The following is a 22247-nucleotide window of genomic DNA, read 5'->3' as shown; positions in this document are numbered from 1 at the left end:
CCAGGCTCTCTGTGCACCTGCGCGACTCGCCACCGCGGCAGCAGTCGCAGTTCGCCTACGATGCCGTTTCCATCCGTCATGAACGCATCCTGTGACGACGCACCCGGTCACCGGCAGAACCGAACCCGTCCGCCGATGTGGGAAACTCGTGTAATGCCGGAAGCCACTCGCCTGCCCGTCCGCACCCGCGCGGCGCTCGCCGCCGCCGCCTCGGCCCGCTGGGCCTCGCGCACCGCCGGACGAGGCAAGGGATCGATGATCGGCGGCCTCGTCGCCGAGAAGATCGACCCCCGCATCATGTCCCGCCTGGCCGCAGGACGCGCCACCGCGCTGATCACCGGCACCAACGGCAAGTCGACGACCACCCGCATGACCGCGGCGGCGCTCGCCCAGCTCGGCGAGGTCGCCACGCAGCCCGACGGCGCCAACATGGATGCGGGCATCATCGCCACCCTCAGTCTGCAACTCGACGCCCGCGTCGCCGCGCTCGAGGTCGACGAACTGCACATGGCACACGTCGCCGACAACACCTCGCCCGCAGTCCTCACGCTGCTGAACCTCTCGCGTGACCAACTGGACCGCGTCGGCGAGATCAACATCATCGAGCAGAGCCTGCGCGGCGGCATCGCCCGCCATCCCGCTGCGGTCGTGGTCGTCAACTGCGACGACGTCCTCGTCACGTCCGCCGCCTTCGACGCCCCGAACGTCGTGTGGGTGGCCGCCGGATCGAGTTGGGTCGGCGACTCCGTGAGCTGCCCGCGCTCGGGCGAACCGGTGGTCCGCAACGGCGAGGACTGGTATTCCACCGGCCGCGACGACTTCCGGCGACCGACGCCGCAGTGGTGGTTCGACGACGAGAAGATCTACGGGCCCGACGGCTTCACCGCACCGATGACCCTCAAGGTGCCGGGACGCGCCAACCGCGGCAATGCGACCCAGGCGGTCGCGACCGCGGTCGCCATGGGCGTCGATCCGCAGTTCGCGGTCGACGCGGTCGGCACCGTCGGAAATGTGGCGGGCCGGTACGGCACCGTCGACCTCGACGGACACCGCATCCGCACCCTGCTGGCGAAGAACCCGGCAGGCTGGCAGGAGGCCCTGTCGATGATCGACGACACCGCGGACAGTCTGGTGATCGCCGTCAACGGACAGGTTCCCGACGGGGAGGACCTCTCCTGGTTGTGGGACGTCCGCTTCGAAGCCTTTGAACAGACCAAGGTCATCGCATCCGGTGAACGAGCCGCCGATCTCTCGGTCCGACTGCTGTACGCGGGCGCCGAGCACACAGTGATCGACGATCCGTTCGCCGCCATCGCGGCGTGCCCGCCCGGTCGGGTGGAAGTCCTGGCCAACTACACCGCATTTCGCGACCTGAACGTCGCGCTGGAACGCGCCGGCGCCACGTCGGCAGATTCGGAGGCGAACGCCCGATGAGTGAATCGACTCTGCGCATCGGTCTGGTGCTGCCGGACGTGATGGGCACCTACGGCGACGGCGGCAACGCCCTCATTCTTCGACAGCGCGCGCGGATGCGCGGTATCGACGCCGAGATCGTCGAACTCACCCTCGACGACGAGGTCCCCGATTCGCTCGACGTGTACACGCTCGGCGGCGCCGAAGACAACGCGCAGCGGATCGCCACCCGACACCTGCAGCGCTATCCCGGACTGCAGCGCGCGGCCGAGGCCGGGCGCCCGGTTCTCGCGATCTGCGCGGCGATTCAGATCCTCGGGCACTGGTACGAGACGTCGGCGGGTGAACGGGTACCGGGCATCAGCATGCTCGACCTGACCACGTCGCCGCGAGCGACCCGAGCCATCGGCGAACTCGTCACCACCCCGCAGCTCGACGGCTTGTCGCAGCCGCTGTCCGGCTTCGAGAATCATCGCGGTGCCACCACGCTCGGCGCCGCGGCCAAGCCGCTCGCCCGCGTGCGCGACGGGGTCGGTAACGGCGACGGGAGCGGTATGGAAGGCGCCGTCCAAGGCAGCGTCCTCAGCACCTACATGCACGGTCCGCTGCTCGCGCGCAATCCCGAGCTCGCCGACTACCTGTTGGAGAAGGCGACTGGCACCGCGCTGGCACCGCTCGACCTCCCGCAGGTGGAGCGCCTCCGCAAGGAACGGATCTCGGCGGCGCGCTGACCAAGCCGCGAGAACGATGGCGATCTGAAGCCGCTCAGAGCGGCTTCAGATCGCCTTTTCTCTTCGAGAACTCTGGCACCACTCCACGACGAAGACGTCTGCTGCGGCCAGGGGCTCCCAGCTCGCTAGCGCGACGCTGTCAGCGGCGTCGTGATCGGCCCCTGGGGAACGCGGGTGACCGCGGTTGCCCCGGTGCGCAGGTAGTCGGCGATCGCGGCGTCGAGCGGGGTGTTGCCGCGACCGAGCTGCCCGTGGTCGCCACCGCCGACGGTGATCAGGTGAGCGCGCATCGTCTGCCTCAGCGCCTGCGCGTGCCGATACGGCGTCTGCGGGTCGCCGAGGCTGTTGATCAGCAGCGGCCGTACGGCGAGTCCGGAGTTCGTCACCGGAATCCGGCGCGTGACCGGTGTGGTCCCGGCGCAGCCGAGACCTGATTTGAAGAGCAGTCCGGGCGCGGTGAAGATGTCGCCGATCAGGTAGTTCTGAATCAGGGCGGCCGGTGCCAGTGTCGAATCGTGCGGCGCCCAGTCCTCGTTGCAGATGATCACCGCCTGCATGTCCTGGAAGTTCCTCATCACCTGGAGCGTCGCCTTCGACGGCTTCTCCGCCTTGAGTTGTCCGGTCATGCGCTGCGCGACGATCGGCCAACCGTTCCGGTCGGGCGCCACCCCGCGGGTCAGGCCGAGCAACGACGACGTCGCCTGCGACGACCCGGGGTTGGTCAGCGTCGCGACGAGGTTCTCCAGCCGAGCACGCGCGTCCGCGGTCAGGTTCACACCGGCGATGTACTGCTGCGCGACCGCCTGCAGGCCCGGCGGCACATCACCGACGCGGGCGGGCGGCGCCATCAAGGACGGCGGCACTCCGGCTTCACGGGAGACCTGATCGCTCCATCGACGATAGACCGCGAGCGGCGTCTCACCGAGGTGATAGACGTCGTCGTTGGCGGCGATCCACGCCATCATCTGCCGCGCCCGCGATTCGTAGGCGGACGTCTGGTCGTCGAGCACCGATCCCCAGACGCGTGCGGGATCGACGGCGGAGTCCAGCACCACGCGATCGGTGTGCTGCGGAAACAGCGTGGCGTAGGTCGACATCAGCCACGTTCCGTACGAGACGCCGTACAGACTCACCTTCTGGACGCCCAGAGCCTGCCTGACCCGCTCGATGTCGCGGGCGGTGTTCTCGGTGGTGAGGGTCCGCGTGTACCCCGGAGTGTTCTTCTCGCACCGGTCGCGGTTCACCTTGCCGAGGCTGGTGAACACGTCGTCGGACGCCGACGGCTCATCGCAGCGCACCGGCGTGGAATCGATCAGCCCGCGCGGCTGCACCGAGACCAGATCCCACTCGTCGCGCACCTGCGTCGGCGGTCGCAGCAGGGTGAACATGCTGATGCCGTCGACCCCGGGGCCGCCGGGATTGCCGATCAGGACGCCGCGCTTACCGTCTTGATTGCGAGCCGGGATCCGGCTGACCGTGATCGAGATGGTGGGCCCGTTCGGCTTCGAATAGTCGCGCGGCACGGTGAGCGTCGCACACTGTGTGTCCGGCGAGGCCTGGTGGATCGGAGCGCACGAACCCCAGTTCAGCGTCGGTGCCGCCGGTGCGACAGCCGGGACGGCGAGCACACCGCCGACTGCGGTCGCCGCGGCGACGATTCCGATTGCGCCCTGGACGGCACGGCGTGGCCCCACTGCGAACTCCTGAGTCGGTTGCGACAAAGCATGTCATCTGAACGATGGACATCACGCTAACCGGTCCATCGATCACCCGCTCACCGGGGCCGGTGGAGGACGATGCCGACCACTACTGCCCGGGGTCGAGGATCTCGCATCTCGCGCGCGTGCCGTCGACCGCGAACCAGCCCTCCTCGAAGTGCTGCCAGCGCAGCAGGTGGTCCCGATCGGCCTCGCCGTCGCGCGCGACGGTGCGTGACAGCCGTTCGGGCGCAGGCGGACCGTCGAGCCAGAAGCGGTGCGTGAACCGATCGGCGCAGCTGCGTCGCGCCGCGGTGACGCCTTCGACGATCAACACCGGCTGCCAGCGCATCCACTGCTCCGGACCGGTCTCGGGCCGTCCGTCCACCCAGATCCGCGGGCGGTAGAAGTAGTCGTGCCGACGCTCGTAGGCTCCGATCACGTCGCGTTCCAGCTCCGGCCACCACGACGCGGGGTCGTCCCACGTCGCGTAATCGTCCGTGCTGATCAGGACCGAGGCACGACCGCGGTCGGCGAGCGCACGGACGAGCTCGGCGGCGAAGGTGCTCTTGCCCGCGCCGGACGGTCCGTCGATCGCGATCATGCCGTCGGTGATTCCGCAGCGGACGGCGACGTCGTCGGCCAACCACGCCCAGTCGTGCGGTGTGGGATCACCGGTGGTGAAAGGCGACACCACTCAGACCAGGATTCGACGGCCGGACAGTGCGCGGCCGAGGGTGAGTTCGTCGGCGAACTCGAGGTCGCCGCCCATCGGCAGCCCCGAGGCCAGCCGTGTCACCGAGAGACCGGGGAAATCCTTGAGCATGCGCAGCAGGTAGGTCGCAGTGGCCTCGCCCTCGGTGTTCGGATCGGTCGCGACGATGATCTCCGCGACGTCCTGGCCGTCGGGCTGGTCGCCCAGCCTGCGCAGCAGTTCCCGGATCCGCAACTGGTCCGGTCCGATGCCGGACAGCGGATCCAGCGCGCCGCCGAGCACGTGATAGCGGCCGTCGAACTCCTTGGTCCGCTCGATCGCGTAGATGTCCTTCGGCTCCTCGACCACGCAGATCTTGGTCACGTCTCGGCGCGCGTCGCCGCAGATGCGACACAGCGTGTCGGCCGCGACGTTGCCGCACTCGGTGCAGAACGTGACGTCGTCGCGGACGTGTCCGAGCGCGGCGATCAAGCGATCGATCTCGACGTTCTCACCGGCGAGCAGGTGAAACGCGATGCGCTGAGCACCCTTGGGTCCCAGCCCGGGCAGCTTCGCGAGTTGGTCGATGAGATCCTGAATCGGGCCTTCGTACATGACGGGCGCCTTCAGCCCAGTCCGGGGAGGCCGCCCCCGAGAGGTCCCATCTTCTCCGAGACGAGGGCGTCGCGGCGCGCGGCGAGATCGGCGAGCGCACCGATGATCAGATCCTGCAGGGTCTCGACATCATCCGGGTCGACGACCTCGGGCGAGATAGTGACGGCGGTGATGTCACCGGTGCCGTTACCGCTCACCGTCACCAGGCCGTTGCCCGCACTGCCGGTCACCTCGGCGGCAGCGATCTCCTCCTGTGCGGACTCCACCTGGGTCTGCATCTGCTGAACTTGCGCGAGCAGACCCGCCATCGGGTTGTCGCCGCCGGCTCCGCCGCCGAACAACGCGCTGGGATCGAATGCATCAGTCACGGCTATCAGGGTAGTCGGTCCATGCCGAGGAGCCGTCCGACGTGCCCGGCGAGTTCGTCGACGTCGGCCTCGCCGTCGGCCGCCAACTGAAACGAGACGACCTCGTCGCCGAAGAGTCGGGCAGCCCGCGCGGTGAGCGCGAACTCGAGCCGATCGACGCCCACGCGACGCCAGGCCTGTACTCCTCCATAGATCGGGGCGCTCGCACCGGTCGTGATGCAGTACTCGCCCGCCCGCGGTCCGCCGGGGAGATCGCGCTGCAACTGAAAGCACGCGTCGGACTCCTGATCGAGGAACACGACGGCCTCGCATCCGAGGTCCGGATGCCGCTCGTAGGAACCGATGATCGCCATGGAAGCGAGGGTACCCACGCGAGAAGTCCGTCGACCTGCCATGCGCCGAGTACGGCCGGTGAAACACTCGCACACAACGTCAATACGTCAACCTCATGACTGTCAATGTATTGACATAACCATGGATATGAGACTAGCTTCACAGCAGCATCGCAATCCGGCGACGCACCACAGCACCTCAGGAAAGGCGTCGTCATGGACTTACGGCAGACGATCCGAGCCGGCGCAATGGCTCCGCTGCAACGACGAGTCGTCATCATCTGCATCCTGCTCACGGTGATCGACGGGTACGAGATCCTGGTGACCTCATTCACCCTGTCGACACTGACCGAGCACTTCGACCTCACGCGCGGCGAGCAGGGACTGGTCGCGTCGATCGGCACCCTCGGCATGGGCATCGGCGCCGCTGTGCTGTCACCGCTCTCCGATCGCCTCGGACGCCGCCGCTTCATCCTCATCTCACTGGTGCTGATCGTCGTCGGCATGGCCGCCACCGGCCTGGCGACGTCGTTCCCGGCGTTCCTGGCCTGCCGGTTCGCCGCAGGCCTGTTCCTCGGCGCCATCGTCTCGAGCGTCAACGTGCTGGTCGCGGAGTACTCGTCGGACGCGCGCCGCGGAACGGTCATGGGAATCTACGGCGTCGGCCTGCCGTTGGGCGCCGCCCTCGGCGGGTTCGGTTCCATCTGGCTGATCGACGCCTACGGCTGGCGCGGCCCGTTCGAGGCCTCGGCGCTGTTCACCGCCCTGCTCGCCGTCTGGGCTTGGCGCGCGCTCCCCGAGTCGGTCGACTACCTGGTGGAACGCCGCCCGCGCGGCGCTCTCGCCCAGTACAACGCCATCAGCCGCAAGCTCGACGTCGCCCCGGTCGACGAACTGCCCACCGCCACCGCGGGCACCGATGCACGCTCGCTGAGCGCCATGGCGTCCGACGGACTGCTGTGGCGCCGCACCATTCTCCTCTGGTTCGCCTACGGCCTGCTGATCGCATCGTTCTACTTCGCCAACAGCTTCACCGCCAAACTGGTCGCCGAGTCGACGGGCAACGACGACATCGGCATCACCACCCAGGCCCTGATCGCAGGCGGCGGCGTGATCGGTGCACTGGTCTTCGCCGGACTGTCTCGTAGACACAATCCCCGCGTCGTGACCGCAGCGCTGATGTTCTATGGAACGGTCGCGTTCTTGCTGTTCGCCTTCTTCTTCGGCTCCTCGGGCATCGCCTTGGGTCTGGCGGTGCTGGTCGGCCTGGCCGCCAACGGCGGCGTCGCCGCGTACTACGCGATCAGCCCGAGCATCTACCCCACCGCCATCCGGTCGACCGCGGTCGGCCTGATGATGGGCGTGGGCCGCGTCGTCGCCTTCCTCGCGCCGAACCTCGCCGCCTTCCTCCTCGGCCGCGGGCTGGACGCTCCGGATCTGTACAAGCTCTTCGGCATCGCACTGGCCGTCTCCGGAGTCCTCGTCCTGGCACTCCACCGCACCTACCGCGGACCGAACGCCCTCGACGCAATGGAGACCGAGGCCGCAGCCTCGCGCACTCGAGCCCTGGCTTGACTCACCCGTCCCGCGCGGCGTCGTCCGCCGCGTGGAGGATGCGCGTAAGCAGTCCGACGAACTGCCGGCGCTCCTGAGCGCTGAGAACATCGAAGAAGGCAGCATCCACCCGGTTCTGGGCGAGGAACGACTCCTCGACCAGCCGGGCGCCTTCGTCGGTCACGGTGACCGCGATCAGCCGCCGGTCGGTGGTCGACGTGCGATTGCGAACCACGAAGCCCTTCGACTCGAGCGTCGACAGCACCGTGGACGTGGCCTGCCTGCTGATTCCGGACAACCTCGCGAGATCACGAGCCTGGACCTCACCGAACAGCCACACCATCCACAGCACCCGGAACGAGCTCCAACTGCCGATTCCGGATCGGTGCACCGACTGCTCCGAGACATGAACGTGCGAGATGGCCACCCGGGACAGCAGCACGCCCGCCTGCGCCGATAAGGGGTCCAGCCCACCGAGTCGCGCCTGCGTCAACGCCACGGCCTCGGCGCCGAACGTCGACGAGGTCATCGCATCGGGGTCACTGGACACCGAATCGGTCTTGCCTGCCATCTCGCCCCTTCGTCAGCAGCAGCGATCCGGGTGACCACGGACCGCCGAACGTCTCGGACATTATCACCGAGTTTTTGCAATGTATTGACTGTCAACGTATTGACAGTCTATCGTGTGATTCACAACACCGCGATCTTCGATCCCAAGGAGGACTCACATGCCCGACTACACCAGCGTCTGGTCCGACCTCGCCCAGACGAGCTTCAGCCAGGGCTATCTGGATGCGGGCCCGTACCGGACCCGCTACCTGCATGCGGGCGACGACTCGAAGCCGGTTCTGCTCATGCTTCACGGCATCACCGGACACGCCGAGGCCTACGTCCGGAACCTCGCCGCCCACGCGGAGCACTTCAACGTGTACGCACTCGACTTCATCGGCCACGGTTACAGCAGCAAACCCGACCATCCCCTCGAGATCCCCCACTACATCGACCAGGTCAACCGAGTCCTGGACGCCCTCGGCGCCGAGAAGGCGTACTTCACCGGCGAGTCGCTGGGCGGGTGGGTCACCGCGCGCTTCGCGCAGCTGCACCCCGATCGCACCGAGCGGATCGTCCTCAACACGATGGGCGGCACCATGGCCAACCCCGTCGTGATGGAACGTCTGTACACCTTGTCGATGGCCGCCGCCGACGATCCCAGTTGGGAGCGCGTCCAGGCTCGTCTGGAATGGTTGATGGCCGACCCGACGATGGTGACCCCGGACCTCATTCGCACCCGGCAGGCGATCTTCGAGCAGCCGGAGTGGAAGCGGGCCTGCGAGATGAACATGGCGCTGCAAGACCTCCCCACTCGCAAGCGCAACATGCTCTCCGACGACGACCTGCGCGCCATCGAGGCGCAGGCGCTCGTCATCTGGACCACCAAGGACCCGTCCGGTCCCGTGGACGAGGGACGTCGTATCGCGGACCTGATCCCGAACGGCGGGCTCGCCGTGATCGATCAGGCCGGGCACTGGCCGCAGTACGAGCGCGCCGACGAGTTCAACCGCATCCACCTCGACTTCCTTCGGAACGGCCATCGCACCGCGCAGAACGGCGGCAACTAGTCATGTCCGAGAAGACCATCGACCACACCGCCGAAGTCCTGATCGTCGGCGCCGGACCGGTCGGGCTCACGCTGGCCAACCTGCTCGGCGGCTACGGCGTCTCAGTGGTCCTCGTGGAGGCGCGCACCGAGTTGATCGACTACCCGCGCGGCGTCGGCATGGACGACGAGTCGTTCCGCACCATCCAGACCATGGGCCTGGTCGACACCGTCTCGCAGCACACCGTCCCGCACCACATCATGCGTCTGGTGAACGGCCGCGGTCAGGTGCTGGTCACCAACGACCCGGCCACCGACGAGTTCGGCTGGCCGCGCAAGCACGGTTTCGTCCAACCTCTCGTCGACCGCGAACTGCTCGCCGGACTCGATCGCTTCGACGCGGTGACCGTGCGGATGGGCACGGAACTGATCGACCTGACCGAGCAGCCGGACGGGGTCGTCGCCCGCGTACGGTCCGGTGAGGCGGAGACCGAGATCCGCACCCGGTACGTGGTGGGCTGCGAGGGCGGCCGGTCGTTCACGCGGTCGCACCTCGGCGCCGAGTTCGAGGGATTGTCACCGTCCACCCGCTGGGTGGTCGTCGACATCGAGAACGATCCCCTCGGCACTCCCAACGTGTACCTGGGCGCCGATCCCCGCCGCCCCTACGTCTCGATCGGCCTCCCGCACGGCATCCGGCGCTTCGAGTTCATGCTCTTCGACGACGAGCCGACCGATCTGGTGGACGACGAGGCGTTCATGGCGTCGCTGCTGCGTCCGCATCTGCCGAATCCACACGGCCTCGAGGTCATCGGACAGCGCGTCTTCACCCACCACGGGCGCATCGCCTCCACCTTCCGCCGCGGTCGGATCCTGATCGCAGGCGACGCTGCCCACCTGATGCCCGTGTGGCTCGGCCAAGGGTGGAACTCGGGCATCCGAGACGCGACCAACCTGGCATGGAAACTGACCTCCGTGTTGCGGGGTCTGTGCGACGACACCCTGCTGGACACCTACGACGCCGAACGCCGTGATCACGCCAAAGCGATGATCGACCTCAACATGATCGCCGGTTCGGTGATGACCGCGCGCGGCGCCAAGGCCCGGGTGCGCGATCTGGCAGCGCGAGCGGTCACCAGGGTTCCCTCACTGCGCGACTGGCTCACCGACATGCGCTTCAAACCGATGCCTCGGTATCGACGCGGAGTCGTCGTCGACCAGGGCGATCTGCTGCCCGGAACCTGCGAGGACACGGTCCGCAACCGGTTCTTCGCGCAGGTCGACGCACCGAACAAGGTCTCGCCGGTCGGCGTACAGTTCATTCAACCGCGCGTCAGCACCGTCACCGCAGACGACGTGCTGCTCGACGATGTGAGCGGACCATGGTGGTCCGTCGTCGCGTGGGGCAACGATCCCCGTCGCCTCTTCGACGACCGCGAGCTGCGGGTCCTCGACCGTCTCGGCGTCCACCTGCTGGCCGTGTTCCCGGAATCGCAGTTCGAGTGGGCGCAGCGCGAATACGCCGGCTCCTCGACCACCATCGTCAGTGACACCCGGGGTCGCCTCAAGTCGTGGTTCGACGACCGCGCCGTCGGCGTGGTCTTCCTGCGTCCCGACCGTTTCATCGCTGCGACCTGCCTCGCGCAACAGGCGCCGCAGACCGTGACCGCTCTGCTGAGCGCGATGTCGGCGACGGATGCGGTGCGCACCGACACGGGACGCACCCGCACGGGGTCCACGGACGTACCGGTCACGATCGGCGGCTCGCGATGACCGTCGCGCTGGTCGCCATGTCACACAGTCCACTGCTGGGAGCCGGCTCGCCGTTGCCCGCCGACATCGACCGGGAACTCACCGAGACCTTCGACACCGCGCGAGCATTCGTCCGCGAGTTCGATCCGACCCTGGTGATCTCGTTCGCCCCCGATCACTACAACGGCTTCTTCCACGAACTGATGCCGCCGTTCTGTGTGGGGTTCGCCGCCGAATCGACCGGCGACTACGACAGCCCCACGGGGCCGCTCGACGTACCGGGCGACCTCGCCGCGAGCCTGGCGCAGTCGGTGCTCGACGCCGACGTCGACGTGGCGATCTCCCGCCGCATGATCGTCGATCACGGTGCCGTGCAACCGCTGGAGATCCTGTTCGGCGGGATCGATGCGATCCCTGTGATCCCGGTGTTCGTCAACGGCCTCGCCCAACCGTTCGCACCGATGCGCCGAGTTCGGCGACTCGGCGAGGCGATCGGCCGCTTCGCCGCCGGCCTGGACGAGCGGGTGCTGCTGATCGGTTCGGGTGGACTGTCCCACGACCCGCCGGTCCCGCAGTGGGCCACCGCGACCGACGTCCAGCGCCGACTGCTGCTCGACGGCAAGAACCCGACCCCTCAGGCGCGCGCCGCCCGCGAGCAGCGCGTCAAGGACGCGGCCGCGGAATTCGTGGTCGGGCACAGCACCATGCGCGATCTGAACCCCGAGTGGGACAACCGATTCCTCGACACGTGCGCCGCCGGCGATCCGCAACGCTTCGACGACTATCACCACGCGGAGATGACGGCAGCCGCAGGCAGTTCGGCACACGAGGTCCGCAGCTGGGTGGCGGCGTTCTCAGCGCTCGCGGCGTCCGGCGACTACCAGGTGAGCACCCGGTACTACCGTCCGATCCGCGAACTGATCGCAGGATTCGGACTGCTGACGGCGGCACCGACTCCGACCGGGCACTGATCCGCGAGGGAGGGCTCAGTCGGTTCTGTCGGACACGAATCGTCGACGCTGCCCGGTCAGCGGGTCGGTGAACGCCAACTCCGACGCGATCAAGCGGAGCGGTTCGGTGAAATCACCGCGCTCCGGCGCCGCCGCCAACTCGGTGTCGACCTCGGGATACAGCGGGTCGCCGAGGATCGGCACCCCCAGACCCGCCATGTGCATCCGCAGCTGATGCGTGCGCCCGGTAGCGGGCAGCAGGCGATACTCGCCGATGCCGTCGCCCACCTCGCGGACCAGCGCGATGTCGCTGATCGCGTTCGGTTCGCCGGGCACCACTCGGGCGCGGAGATCGCCCGCGGTCTTGAGGATGCGATTCTCCACGTGCACTCCGGCGGCGAGCGCTTCGTCGACCGGAGCCAGTGCGCGGTACTCCTTGTGGACCCGCCGCTGCGCGAAGAGCTCCTGATAGGCGGCGCGCACCTCACGCCGCCGCGTGAACAGCAACACGCCTGCGGTCAGCCGATCGAGCCGGTGCGCGGGTGCGACGTCGTCGGATTCCAGCCGCCGACGCAACCGGACCAGCGCCGTCTGCGCCACATGCGCTCCCCTCGGCATGGTGGCCAGGAAATGCGGCTTGTCCACAACGACGAGGTCGTCGTCGAGGTGCAGGATCGGCATGTCGAACGGCACGTCGAACTCGACGGGCACGTCGCGGTACAGATAGACGGGCACGGGGCGGCGCACCACGGCGTCGAGATCGACCGCGGCGCCGTCGGCGTCGACGAGCTCGCCGACCGCGGCCCGACGTCGTAGATCGTCGGCGGTCAGACCGCTGAGCGACGGCGTCGCGAGCAACGAGTCGACCACCGTTCCGCGACCGTCGTCGACCACACGCAGAACCACCCGGGTGGCATCGACGCCATCCCGGGCGGGCAGTGGTTTGGCGCGACGGCGCCGACCGCGGCTCAGCTGTCGAGACGCTGCTGCAGGTTGGTCAGCAGCGCGGTGTAAATGCGGTTCAGGCCCTTCGGCGCGAAGGTCTTCTCGAAGAAGCCGCCGATGCCGCCCGCGCCCTTCCACGTGGTGGTGACGACGACCTGCGAGCCCGAGCCCGCCGCGGTCACGCGGTAGGTGGTGACCATCGTCGAGTTGCGGTCGGTCTCGGTGATGGTGTCGCCATTCACGGTCACGTCGGCGAGGACGTCGCGCTGGCGCTTGTCGGTGGCCTGCAGAATCCAGTGGACGACGGTGCCCGCGCCCGTGCCGCCCGCGTCCACGCGGTAGTCGCGGTACTGTTCGGGAAGAATCGCCGGACGCACGGTGGTGTAGTCGGCCAGCGCGGCGCTCACCGCCTCCGGTGCAGCGTTGAAGGTGAAGTTCGTGGTGGCTGTGACCTGTCCCACTGGTGATGACTCCTTTTGGATTCGTCGGCGGCCGCTGTCGGCGTCGACTCGTGCGCCCCGTGCGGGGGAAGACATTCCCCACCGTACTGGGCATCGGGCTACGGTGGGAATGTGGCTTTGAACGCAAAAGAGTATGGCGATGTCGCCTTCGATCGCGGAAAACGCAAACTCCTCGCCAGCTACCAGTCGATCCCCGACGGGGCAACCGTCCGACTCGCGAAGAAGACGTCGAATCTCTTCCGCAAGCGCTCCGACACCGGCGTCCCCGGACTGGATGTCTCGGAACTGCACCGCGTGATCTCGGTGGATCAGCACGAGCAGACGGCACAGGTGGCCGGGATGTGCACGTACGAGGATCTGGTGGACGCGACATTGCCGTACGGCCTTGTGCCGCTGGTGGTTCCGCAGCTGAAGACGATCACCCTCGGCGGTGCGGTGACCGGGCTCGGCATCGAGAGCACGTCGTTCCGCAACGGTCTGCCACACGAGTCGGTGCTGGAGATGGAGATCCTCACCGGTTCCGGCGAGGTGGTCGTGGCCCGGCCCGACAACGAGTATCGCGACCTGTTCTTCGGCTTCCCGAACTCGTACGGCACGCTCGGCTACTCGGTGCGTCTCAAGATCAGACTCGAGAAGGTGCCGCCGTTCGTGGAACTGCGCCACGTCCGGGTCCACAGCAGCCGGGAACTGCAGGATCTGATGACGCAGATCGCCGTCGATCGCGAGTACCTCGGCGAGCGCGTCGACTACCTGGACGGCGTGGTGTTCACCGCCGACGAGGGGTACGCGGTGCTCGGCAGACAGACCGACGAGCCGGGACCCGTCAGCGACTACACCGACATGAACATCTACTACCGGTCCATCCAGCACGACGACGCCGCGCCCAAACGCGACCGGCTGACAATCCGCGACTACCTGTGGCGGTGGGACACCGACTGGTTCTGGTGCTCCCGGGCCTTCGGCGCACAGAACCCGCGGATCCGTCGACTCTGGCCTGCCAAATACCTGCGCAGCAGCTTCTACTGGAAGCTCATCGGCTACGACCAGCGATGGGACATCGGCGACAAGCTGAACGCCCGCAAGGGTCTGCCGCCCAGCGAACGGGTGGTCCAGGACATCGAGGTGCCGATCGAGCGGACCGCCGAGTTCGTCGACTGGTTCCTCGAGGAGATCCCGATCGAACCGATCTGGTTGTGCCCGTTGCGATTGGCCGAGCCGTCGCCGGTCGAGACCGGCGCCCCGACTCCGGAGGTCGCGGCCGCCGGACAGCCGTGGACCCTCTATCCGCTGCAGCGCGGGAAGTTCTACGTCAACGTCGGCTTCTGGTCCGGCGTCCCGGTCACGCCGGGCAAGCCCGGACACACCAACCGAATCATCGAACACAAGGTCAGCGAACTGGGCGGACACAAGTCGCTCTACTCCGAATCCTTCTACAGCCCGGAAGAATTCGACGCCCTGTACGGGGGCGAGGAGTACGACGTCCTGAGGCGTCGGTACGATCCCCGTCGTCGTCTGCTCGGCCTCTACGAGAAAGCAGTGAAGCGCGCATGAAGCTTGCCCAGATCTTCGAAACGCTGGTTGGACGCGATCTCGCGGTCCGCATCACCGCGTACGACGGAAGTTCCGCGGGCCCCGAAGACGCCGAGTTCGGCCTCAACCTGAAGACGCCGCGCGGAACCACCTACCTGGTGACCGCGCCGGGTGACCTCGGTCTGGCCCGCGCCTACGTGGCGGGCGATCTGGAGTTGATCGGCGCCCATCCCGGCGATCCCTACGGTGCCCTGCAGGCGCTCGCGGGCGATCTCAAGTTCGGCAAGCCGAGCCCGGTGGAACTGGCCAGGATCGCCCGCTCCATCGGCAAGGAGCATTTCAAGCTGATCCCGCCGCCCCCGCAGGAGAGCCTGCCGCGGTGGCGACGGTTCGCCGAAGGCCTGCGCCACAGCAAAGAGCGCGACGCCGAGGTGATCCACTACCACTACGACGTCTCGAATCGGTTCTACGAGTTGGTGCTCGGCGAATCGATGACGTACACGTGCGCGGTGTACCCGACCCCCGAGGCGACGCTGGAGGAGGCCCAGGAGAACAAGTACCGCCTGGTCTTCGACAAGTTGAACCTCCAGCCCGGCGACCGGCTGCTCGACATGGGCTGCGGGTGGGGCGGAATGGTGCGGTACGCCGCACGACGCGGTGTTCACGCGCTCGGTGTCACCCTGTCCCGCGAGCAGGCCGAATGGGCGCAGCAGGCCATTCGCGAGCAGGGGCTGTCGGAGTTCGCCGAGGTGCGGTACAGCGACTACCGCGACGTCGCCGAATCGGACTTCGACGCGATCTCCTCGATCGGTCTCACCGAACACATCGGCGTCGCGAACTACCCCAAGTACTTCACCTTCATGCGCGACAAGGTGAAGGCGGGCGGGCTGATCCTCACGCACTCCATCACGCGCCCCGACAACCGAACCCGCAGCAAGGCCGGGCCGTTCATCGACCGCTACGTGTTCCCCGACGGGGAGCTCACCGGATCGGGCACCATCATCTCGCGCATGCAGGACGTGCCGCGGCTGGAGGTCCTCCACGAGGAGAACTTCCGCCACCACTACGCCATGACTCTGCGCGACTGGAACCAGAACCTGGTCGAGAACTGGGATGAGGCCGTTGCCGAAGTCGGCGAAGGCACCGCGCGACTGTGGGGCCTGTACATGGCGGGATGCCGGATCGGGTTCGAGCGCAACATCGTTGAGCTGCACCACGTGCTGGCGACCAAACTGCAGCTCGATTCGACGACCACCCTGCCGTTGCGGCCGTGGTGGGAGCCGTAGCGTCGCGGACGACTGATATCGGGCCGCTCACGGTCGCTCGACGGCGATACGCCGTCGGACAGCGGTGAGCGGCCCGATCTTGTTCGCTACGGTTCCACCGGTCGCGCGCCCAGCTCCGATTTGAGCAGTTCCAACGCCGCCTGGTCGGGGTCCAAGCGGTCGTCGGGTGAGCCCGATTGGGCTTGCGCCACCATCTCGTCACGTTCGGCGTCGGTGAGCTCTTCGTCGGGCACCGGCGGCGCCGGTTCGGCGGGCTCCTCTGGCTCGGGCGGGTAGTCCGACGACGGTTCGGGCACATGTGTGTCGCGGGGGCGGCTCGGTCGGGTGAACGTCTGCTTCCGCGGCGGCTCCTTCTCCGGAGCCGGACCGGCCGTCGGTGCGGGCGCCGCTCCGGGTTGTGCGTTCACCACCCCCACGGTGTGTCCCGGTCCGAAGACCTCGACGACGGCGGTGGTCAGCACCCGGAGGCCGCGGTCGTCGGCCAGGCGGCCGACGAGGGCCGGGTGGGGATGTCCGAGGACCACCCGGGTGCCGTCGACCTGATGGACGAAGGCGGCCGAGAGCATCGCCTCCAGGACCGAGCTCTGTTTGCGTACGGCAGCCCGGATGTCCGGCCATCGCGACGACACCGCCTCCACCGTGAGGCCCGCGGGCTTCTCGGGCTCCGGTTCCGCCACGGGTGCGGGCGCCGGCGCCGCTTTCCTCGGTGCATAGCCGTCGTCGGGCGGCGGCAGGTAGTCGGGATCCATCGGCGGTTCGGCGGGCGGGATGTCGTCGTCGTGGATCGGCGTCCGCTGGGGCGCCCTGGCGGCCGTGCGCTCGGGTGCACGCGGCTGACTGCGCGTCGGTTCCGGTGCCGGTTCCGGTTCCGGGGTCGGACGGGGCGGCTCGGGCGCGCGCGGGTCGGAGTCGATCGGCGGGTGCGGCTCGGTCGGCTGACGTCGGGCGACCGGTTCCGGCTGACGCGGCTGTTCCGGCGCGGCGACCGGCGGTGACTGGGGTGGCGTCGCCGGGTGGCGCGGCGGCTCTGCAGCGGCCGGCCGCGGTGTCACCTGCGTCGGCGCGGCCGGTTCGGGCTCCGGCGCCGGGGTCGGTTCCGGCCGAGGTGCCGCGGGCGCTGGCGCCGCCGCCTCCGGGGCCGTCGGCGTTGCCGCTTCCGCGGGCCGCGATTCCTCAGCCGCCTTGCGCTGGGACGGTCGGACGAAGCGGGGCGCCGGCTCGTCCGGAGCGGGCGCACTGGGCGTCGACGGGACCGCCGCGGGGGTCGGCATCGTAACGCCGCCGCTTCCTGCCGGTCGTTGCTCCAGCGTCTCGATCCGCTGCAGCAGCGCGGCGTCGTCGGCCGTCGCCGCCGGGAGCAGCAGTCGGGCGCACATCACTTCCAGCAGCAGTCGGGGCGACGTGGTCCCCCGCATCTCACCGAGCGCCGCATGCGCCACCTCGGCGTAGCGGGTCAGGGTGGCCGGGCCGAGCTTCGCCGCCGCCGCGTGCATGCTCGCGAGTTGATCGTCGGGGGCTTCGACGAGTCCGCGGTCGGCGGCGTCGGGCACCGCCTGGACCAGGATCAGGTCGCGGAAACGATCGAGGAGGTCGATCGCGAAGCGACGCGGATCGTGACCGGCGTCGACGACGCTCTCCACGACGCCGAACAGTGCCGATCCGTCGCCTGCGGCCAGTGCGTCGACGGCGGCGTCGATCAGCGCGGAGTCGGTGACGCCGAGCAGCGACAGCGCGCGCTCGTATGTGACGCCCTCGTCACCGGCGCCGGCGAGGAGCTGGTCCAGAATGCTGAGGCTGTCGCGCGGGGAGCCGCCGCCGGCGCGGATCACCAGCGGGTACACCTCTGGAGCGACCACGACGCCTTCTTTGGCGCAGATGTCCTCGAGCAGACCGCGCATCACCGGCGGCGCCAGCAGGCGGAACGGATAGTGGTGGGTGCGCGACTTGATGGTCGTCAGCACCTTCTCCGGCTCGGTGGTCGCGAAGATGAAGATCAGGTGCTCCGGCGGCTCCTCGACGATCTTCAGCAGTGCGTTGAACCCCGCGGACGAGACCATGTGCGCCTCGTCGATGATGAAGACGCGGTAGCGGGACTCTGCGGGGGCGTAGAACGCGCGGTCGCGCAGATCGCGGGTGTCGTCGACGCCGCCGTGGCTGGCGGCGTCGAGTTCGACGACGTCGAGGTTGCCGGGACCGCCCGGCCCCAGCGAGACGCACGATGAGCACACGCCGCACGGCGTGGACGTGGGCCCCTGCTCGCAGTTCAGCGATCGCGCCAAGATGCGGGCCGACGACGTCTTGCCGCAGCCGCGCGGGCCGGAGAACAGGTAGGCGTGGTTGATGCGGCCGGTATCGAGTGCTCGGCTCAGGGGCGCGGTGACGTGCTCCTGGCCGACGACTTCGGCGAAGGTTGCCGGGCGATAGGTGCGATAGAGAGCCACGCTGGCAAGACTACCGGCGGCCTGTGACAGCGGTGTCGGCGCTCGGCTGATCGTCACGCACTCGCCGGTACGCGCCGATCGTGACGACGGCGGTGACCACCAGGATGAGCGTGAACGGTTGGGTGGTGAACCAGTCGAACCACCGCGGGTGCTTGAAGAACAGCCCGGTGAAGTAGGCCTGCTCCACAGTGCGATTGGCGAACCACATGGGGAAGCCGAAGTGGGTGCGCCACGCGAGCGCGGCGAGCGTCGCGCCGATCGCCAGCAGGGTCAACGACCATCGCCCGACGCCCGTGAGCTTCTCGAAGACCTGATGGATCACCACCACCAGCAACGGAACCACCCACACCCAATGGTGCGACCACGCGACCGGCGACACGGCGCACGACGTCATGCCGACGAGGGAGATCGCGAGCAGTTCCTGACCGCGGCGGTGCGCGAGCGCCGCCGCCCAGCCCGCGACCAGCACCAGCGGTACCGCGAGGGCCAGCCACAGCGCGGTGCTGGGGTGGTCGGTGCGGCCGAAGACCGCGATGGCTCCGCGGATGGACTGGTTGCCGACGGTCTGCGGCGACGACACTCGATCGGAGTCGAACATGGTGCCGAACCAGAACTTCGACGACGCCGTCGGCAGCAGCGCGAAGCCCAACGCCACCGAGCCCGCGAAGGCCGCCGCCATGGTGACCGCGGCCCTCCACTGCCGAGTCAGCAGGAGGTAGGCGCCGAAGATCAGCGGCGTGAGCTTGACGCCCGCGGCGATGCCGGAGGCGACTCCGCGCAGTTTACTGCCCTCCGGGCGCACCAGGTCGGCGACGATCATCAGCATGAGAAAGACGTTGATCTGGCCGAACCAGATGGTCGACCGGACCGGTTCGAGGAGTGCGCTCACCGCGACGATCGATCCGGCGATGACGCGGAGCTGCCAGGTGGCGTCGTGCCCGAGGCTGCGGAACCCGATCATCACGGTCAGATACAGCGCAACGAAGATGCCGACCGTCCACAGCAGGTGGGCGAACCCTGCGGACAGCCACGCGAAGGGCGCGAACAGCAGAACGGAGATCGGCGCGTACGTGAAGTCCATCTGACCGAGGAGTTTGGCGTCGTAGAGATCGCCGCCGTCGAGCACCACCTGGGCCCCTGCGCGGTACACGTCGAGATCGAGGAAGTTCCCGAAGAGCCCCCAGTAGGGCTGCGTGTACGGGATGAGGACGCCTTGGACCCAGACCGCCAGAATTCCGGCAATCAGGAACCCGATGAGCGCAGGCGTCGACCGATCGAGCTTCATGGCCGCACGCTTACTCTGCGTCCAACAACACCTCGGTCGCGGCGAGCAGCGCGCACGTGGCGACGCCGTCCATCGCGGTAGCCAGTTCGTCGATCGACGGGAAGGTGGGGGCGAGACGGATGTTCTCGTCACGCGGGTCCTGCTTGTACGGGAAGGTGGAGCCGGCCGCGGTGAGCGCGATGCCTGCCTCCTTCGCCAGCGCGATGGTGCGCGCGGCGGTGCCGTCGATCACGTCGAGGCTGATGAAGTAGCCGCCTTCGGGGTGCGTCCACGACGCGATCTTGCTGTCGGCGAGCCGGTCTTCGAGGATTTCGAGGACCTTGGCGAACTTGGGTGCGATGAGCGCGCGGTGCTGCGCCATGAGTGCGCGGACGCCGTCGGCGTCGCGCAGGAACAGGAGGTGACGGAGCTGGTTGACCTTGTCTGGGCCGATGGTCGAGACGCCGAGATTCTTGGTGAACCAGTCGAGGTTGGTTGTGGACGACGCGAAGAACGCGACGCCTGCGCCCGCGAACGTGATCTTGGAGGTGGATCCGAACACGTAGACGCGGTTCGGGTTCCCGGCTTCGTCGGCGAGGTCGAGGATCGGCAGGGGCGCCGGAGCTTCGTCGACGAGAGTGTGGACGGCGTAGGCGTTGTCCCAGTAGATCCGGAAGTCGGGCGCCGCGGGCATGGCGACGAGCTTGCGCGCGACCTCCTCGGACACGGTGTAACCGGTGGGGTTGGAGTAGGTGGGGACCAGCCACATGCCCTTGATCGACGGGTCGGCGGCGGTCAGGGCCGCGCAGGCGTCGACGTCGGGACCGTCGGGGTTCATCGGGACGGTGATCATCTCGATGCCGTAGCGCTCGGTGATGCCGAAGTGGCGGTCGTAGCCGGGTGCCGGGCACAGGAACTTGATGGGCTGCGCCGACCACGGCTGGTCGGAGTCGGGGTTGCCGCCGAGGAGGGAGTGCACGGTGATGTCGTGCATGGCCTGCAGGCTCGCGTTGCCGAGGGCGATGGTGCGCTCGGTTCCGGTGCCGAGGAGTTCACCGAAGATCTCGCGCAGGCCCATCAGGCCGGTGACGCCGCCGTAGTTGCGGCAGTCGACGCCGTCGGGGCTGGTGTAGGTCTCGCCCGGCAGCGACAGCATCGCGTTGGAGAGATCGAGCTGGTCGGGGGCCGGCTTACCGCGGGTGAGGTCGAGTTTGAGCCCGGCGGCCTGCAGCGTCGCGTAGCGCTTGCGCAGGTCTTCCTGGGTGGTTCGGAGTTGGTCGACACTCATGGAGTGAAAGTTCAACGTGGACCTCTCCCACAGACACGGGCGTGCGCGACTGTAGCTGTAACGCGTCAAAAATTATGAGGACCCCGCGCACCCGAGAGAGCCCGTTGACCCTTGCTGCCTTCCGGCCCTGGGGGAGTTCACAGGATGCACGCCGCGCGGGATCCGTAGACCAGTGTAGCGGGTCGTTTTGGGATCCACCCACCGCACCCGTTACGATCATTTCTGCTCGGAGGATTCGCCTAGTGGCCTATGGCGCTCGCCTGGAACGCGGGTTGGGTTAACAGCCCTCAGGGGTTCGAATCCCCTATCCTCCGCCACAAAAGAAGTGACCCCCTGCCCGAGGAACGAGGCCAGGGGGTCACTTCTTTTGTGGCGCATCGAACAGAGCGGAACCGGAGCGAAGCGACGGCTCCCCTATCCTCCGCAAAGGGCGATTCGAGGAGGAGCGAAGCGACGGAGTCCCCTATCCTCCGCAACCGCACCTAGCAGCCAAGCCCGCCCCCAGCCCCGCATGCAGCGTCCGTTCCCGCGCCACGTCCGACAATGAGCGACACCCGACGCCTCACGCCGGAATCCAGACCTGCAGCGGCTCCCGCCCCCACTCCCCGACCCCCTACTCTGACCGTCATGACCTCTCTCCTGGCCGACGTCCTCGCTGAGCTCGCCGCGCTCGACGACCCGAAGATCCGGGCCGTCAATGAGCGGCACGGTGACGACCACGGTGTGAACCTGACCAAGCTGAGGGCTGTCGCGAAACGGTTGAAGGCGCAGCCCGCGCTCGCGAGCGAGCTGTGGGCGACGGAGGACACGTCGGCACGACTGCTCGCGATCCTCGTCAGTCGACCGCGCGATTACTCAGCCGACGACCTCGACGCGCTCCTGCGCGATGCGCGCACGCCAAAGGTGCACGACTGGCTGTTGGCGAATCTGGTGAAGAAGAGCCGGTACAGCGAGGAGCTCCGGGTGCGGTGGATGGCCGACGACGATCCCGTCGTCGCGAGCGCGGGCTGGCATCTGACGAGTGTGCGGGCGGCGAAGAAGCCGCACGGCCTGGACCTCGCTGCGTTGTTGGACGTGATCGAGGCGCAGATGAAGGACGCACCGGATCGGTTGCAGTGGTCGATGAACGAGACACTCGCCCAGATCGGGATCGCACATCCCGACTTACGCACCAGAGCCGTCGGCATCGGTGAGCGCCTCGGGGTTCTGAAGGACTATCCGACGCCGCCGAACTGCACGTCGCCGTATGCGCCGGACTGGATCGCCGAGATGGTGCGGCGGCAGTGACGCGCCCGCCGCTTGTCACCTGAACGGACCACACAGGTTCGG

20 protein-coding genes, 1 tRNA gene and 1 other RNA gene are annotated in these 22247 nt (G+C 68.0%); 10 read left to right on the top strand and 12 right to left on the bottom strand.

Annotated features, from left to right (window positions below; translation table 11 throughout):
* Window positions 1-153: 153 nt before the first annotated feature.
* Entirely contained in the window at window positions 154-1434 is a 1281-nt protein-coding gene (locus tag GH2_RS18515; protein WP_066171559.1) for a Mur ligase family protein, read from the top strand.
* Window positions 1431-2144, top strand: a complete 714-nt coding sequence (locus GH2_RS18510) for a type 1 glutamine amidotransferase (RefSeq protein WP_066171556.1) — start codon at window positions 1431-1433, stop codon at window positions 2142-2144. Before GH2_RS18515 ends, GH2_RS18510 begins: the two co-directional genes overlap by 4 nt.
* A gap of 125 nt (window positions 2145-2269) precedes the next feature.
* Here GH2_RS18510 and GH2_RS18505 read toward each other — a convergent pair whose 3' ends face one another.
* The 5 genes from GH2_RS18505 to GH2_RS18485 form a co-directional block, all read right to left on the bottom strand.
* Window positions 2270-3838, bottom strand: a complete 1569-nt coding sequence (locus GH2_RS18505) for an alpha/beta fold hydrolase (protein WP_084247620.1) — start codon at window positions 3836-3838, stop codon at window positions 2270-2272.
* 112 nt (window positions 3839-3950) lie between these two features.
* A complete protein-coding gene (locus GH2_RS18500) occupies window positions 3951-4445 on the bottom strand; it encodes a uridine kinase family protein (protein WP_157086151.1) in 495 nt (164 codons plus the stop codon).
* A gap of 93 nt (window positions 4446-4538) precedes the next feature.
* Window positions 4539-5150, bottom strand: coding sequence for a recombination mediator RecR (gene recR / locus GH2_RS18495; RefSeq protein WP_066171554.1), 612 nt, complete (start codon window positions 5148-5150; stop codon window positions 4539-4541).
* Window positions 5151-5161: 11 nt separating this feature from the next.
* Window positions 5162-5518: a YbaB/EbfC family nucleoid-associated protein gene (locus GH2_RS18490; protein WP_066171551.1), complete on the bottom strand. Its 357-nt coding sequence runs from the start codon at window positions 5516-5518 to the stop codon at window positions 5162-5164.
* Window positions 5519-5523: 5 nt separating this feature from the next.
* Window positions 5524-5871 carry a hypothetical protein gene (locus tag GH2_RS18485; protein WP_066171548.1) on the bottom strand — a complete coding sequence of 116 codons (348 nt, stop codon included), beginning with the start codon at window positions 5869-5871 and terminating at the stop codon, window positions 5524-5526.
* 195 nt (window positions 5872-6066) lie between these two features.
* Here GH2_RS18485 and GH2_RS18480 point away from each other — a divergent pair, with 195 nt between their 5' ends.
* Entirely contained in the window at window positions 6067-7425 is a 1359-nt protein-coding gene (locus tag GH2_RS18480) for an MFS transporter (RefSeq protein WP_084247619.1), read from the top strand.
* A gap of 1 nt (window position 7426) precedes the next feature.
* Here the strand turns inward: GH2_RS18480 and GH2_RS18475 are convergent, their stop codons facing one another.
* Window positions 7427-7975, bottom strand: coding sequence for a MarR family winged helix-turn-helix transcriptional regulator (locus GH2_RS18475; RefSeq protein WP_066171545.1), 549 nt, complete (start codon window positions 7973-7975; stop codon window positions 7427-7429).
* Between the two features lie 157 nt (window positions 7976-8132).
* On the opposite strand from GH2_RS18475, the gene GH2_RS18470 reads away from it, so the two are divergent.
* Genes GH2_RS18470 through GH2_RS18460 form a run of 3 tightly spaced genes read left to right on the top strand, consistent with a single transcriptional unit; the run spans window position 8133 to window position 11724 of the window.
* Complete coding sequence (locus GH2_RS18470) at window positions 8133-9023, top strand: alpha/beta fold hydrolase (RefSeq protein WP_066171542.1); 891 nt, start codon at window positions 8133-8135, stop codon at window positions 9021-9023.
* Between the two features lie 2 nt (window positions 9024-9025).
* Window positions 9026-10774 (top strand): bifunctional 3-(3-hydroxy-phenyl)propionate/3-hydroxycinnamic acid hydroxylase MhpA, encoded by a 1749-nt coding sequence (mhpA, locus tag GH2_RS18465; protein ID WP_084247618.1) that lies wholly within the window; start codon window positions 9026-9028, stop codon window positions 10772-10774.
* A complete protein-coding gene (locus GH2_RS18460) occupies window positions 10771-11724 on the top strand; it encodes a 3-carboxyethylcatechol 2,3-dioxygenase (RefSeq protein ID WP_066171539.1) in 954 nt (317 codons plus the stop codon). The genes mhpA and GH2_RS18460 overlap by 4 nt, the downstream gene beginning before the upstream one ends.
* Window positions 11725-11739: 15 nt before the next feature.
* Here GH2_RS18460 and GH2_RS18455 read toward each other — a convergent pair whose 3' ends face one another.
* Window positions 11740-12609, bottom strand: coding sequence for a pseudouridine synthase (locus GH2_RS18455; RefSeq protein WP_066171536.1), 870 nt, complete (start codon window positions 12607-12609; stop codon window positions 11740-11742).
* A 62-nt stretch (window positions 12610-12671) separates the two neighbouring features.
* Window positions 12672-13109, bottom strand: coding sequence for an SRPBCC family protein (locus GH2_RS18450; RefSeq protein WP_066171533.1), 438 nt, complete (start codon window positions 13107-13109; stop codon window positions 12672-12674).
* A 111-nt stretch (window positions 13110-13220) separates the two neighbouring features.
* Here GH2_RS18450 and GH2_RS18445 point away from each other — a divergent pair, with 111 nt between their 5' ends.
* The gene (locus GH2_RS18445) at window positions 13221-14660 is read left to right on the top strand and encodes an FAD-binding protein (protein ID WP_372434578.1); all 1440 of its coding nucleotides are present in this window, start codon (window positions 13221-13223) and stop codon (window positions 14658-14660) included.
* Window positions 14657-15925, top strand: a complete 1269-nt coding sequence (locus GH2_RS18440; RefSeq protein WP_066171530.1) for a class I SAM-dependent methyltransferase — start codon at window positions 14657-14659, stop codon at window positions 15923-15925. The genes GH2_RS18445 and GH2_RS18440 overlap by 4 nt, the downstream gene beginning before the upstream one ends.
* A gap of 86 nt (window positions 15926-16011) precedes the next feature.
* Here the strand turns inward: GH2_RS18440 and GH2_RS18435 are convergent, their stop codons facing one another.
* The 4 genes from GH2_RS18435 to ffs form a co-directional block, all read right to left on the bottom strand.
* Window positions 16012-18366 (bottom strand): DNA polymerase III subunit gamma and tau, encoded by a 2355-nt coding sequence (locus GH2_RS18435; protein ID WP_066171712.1) that lies wholly within the window; start codon window positions 18364-18366, stop codon window positions 16012-16014.
* Between the two features lie 10 nt (window positions 18367-18376).
* Entirely contained in the window at window positions 18377-19651 is a 1275-nt protein-coding gene (locus GH2_RS18430; RefSeq protein ID WP_066171527.1) for a glycosyltransferase 87 family protein, read from the bottom strand.
* A gap of 10 nt (window positions 19652-19661) precedes the next feature.
* Window positions 19662-20933, bottom strand: a complete 1272-nt coding sequence (locus GH2_RS18425; RefSeq protein WP_066171524.1) for an aspartate aminotransferase type Ic — start codon at window positions 20931-20933, stop codon at window positions 19662-19664.
* A 57-nt stretch (window positions 20934-20990) separates the two neighbouring features.
* Window positions 20991-21085: signal recognition particle sRNA small type (gene ffs / locus GH2_RS18420), an RNA gene on the bottom strand.
* 61 nt (window positions 21086-21146) lie between these two features.
* Here ffs and GH2_RS18415 point away from each other — a divergent pair.
* Window positions 21147-21235, top strand: a tRNA-Ser gene (locus tag GH2_RS18415).
* A 310-nt stretch (window positions 21236-21545) separates the two neighbouring features.
* A complete protein-coding gene (locus GH2_RS18410) occupies window positions 21546-22205 on the top strand; it encodes a DNA alkylation repair protein (RefSeq protein ID WP_066171522.1) in 660 nt (219 codons plus the stop codon).
* Window positions 22206-22247: the final 42 nt, after the last annotated feature.

It is taken from the genome of Gordonia hydrophobica NBRC 16057 (assembly GCF_001592365.1).
GTDB lineage: Bacteria > Actinomycetota > Actinomycetes > Mycobacteriales > Mycobacteriaceae > Gordonia > Gordonia hydrophobica.
The sequence above is the reverse complement of the archived record's forward strand: the minus strand, read 5'-3'. Positions and strand labels throughout refer to the sequence as shown.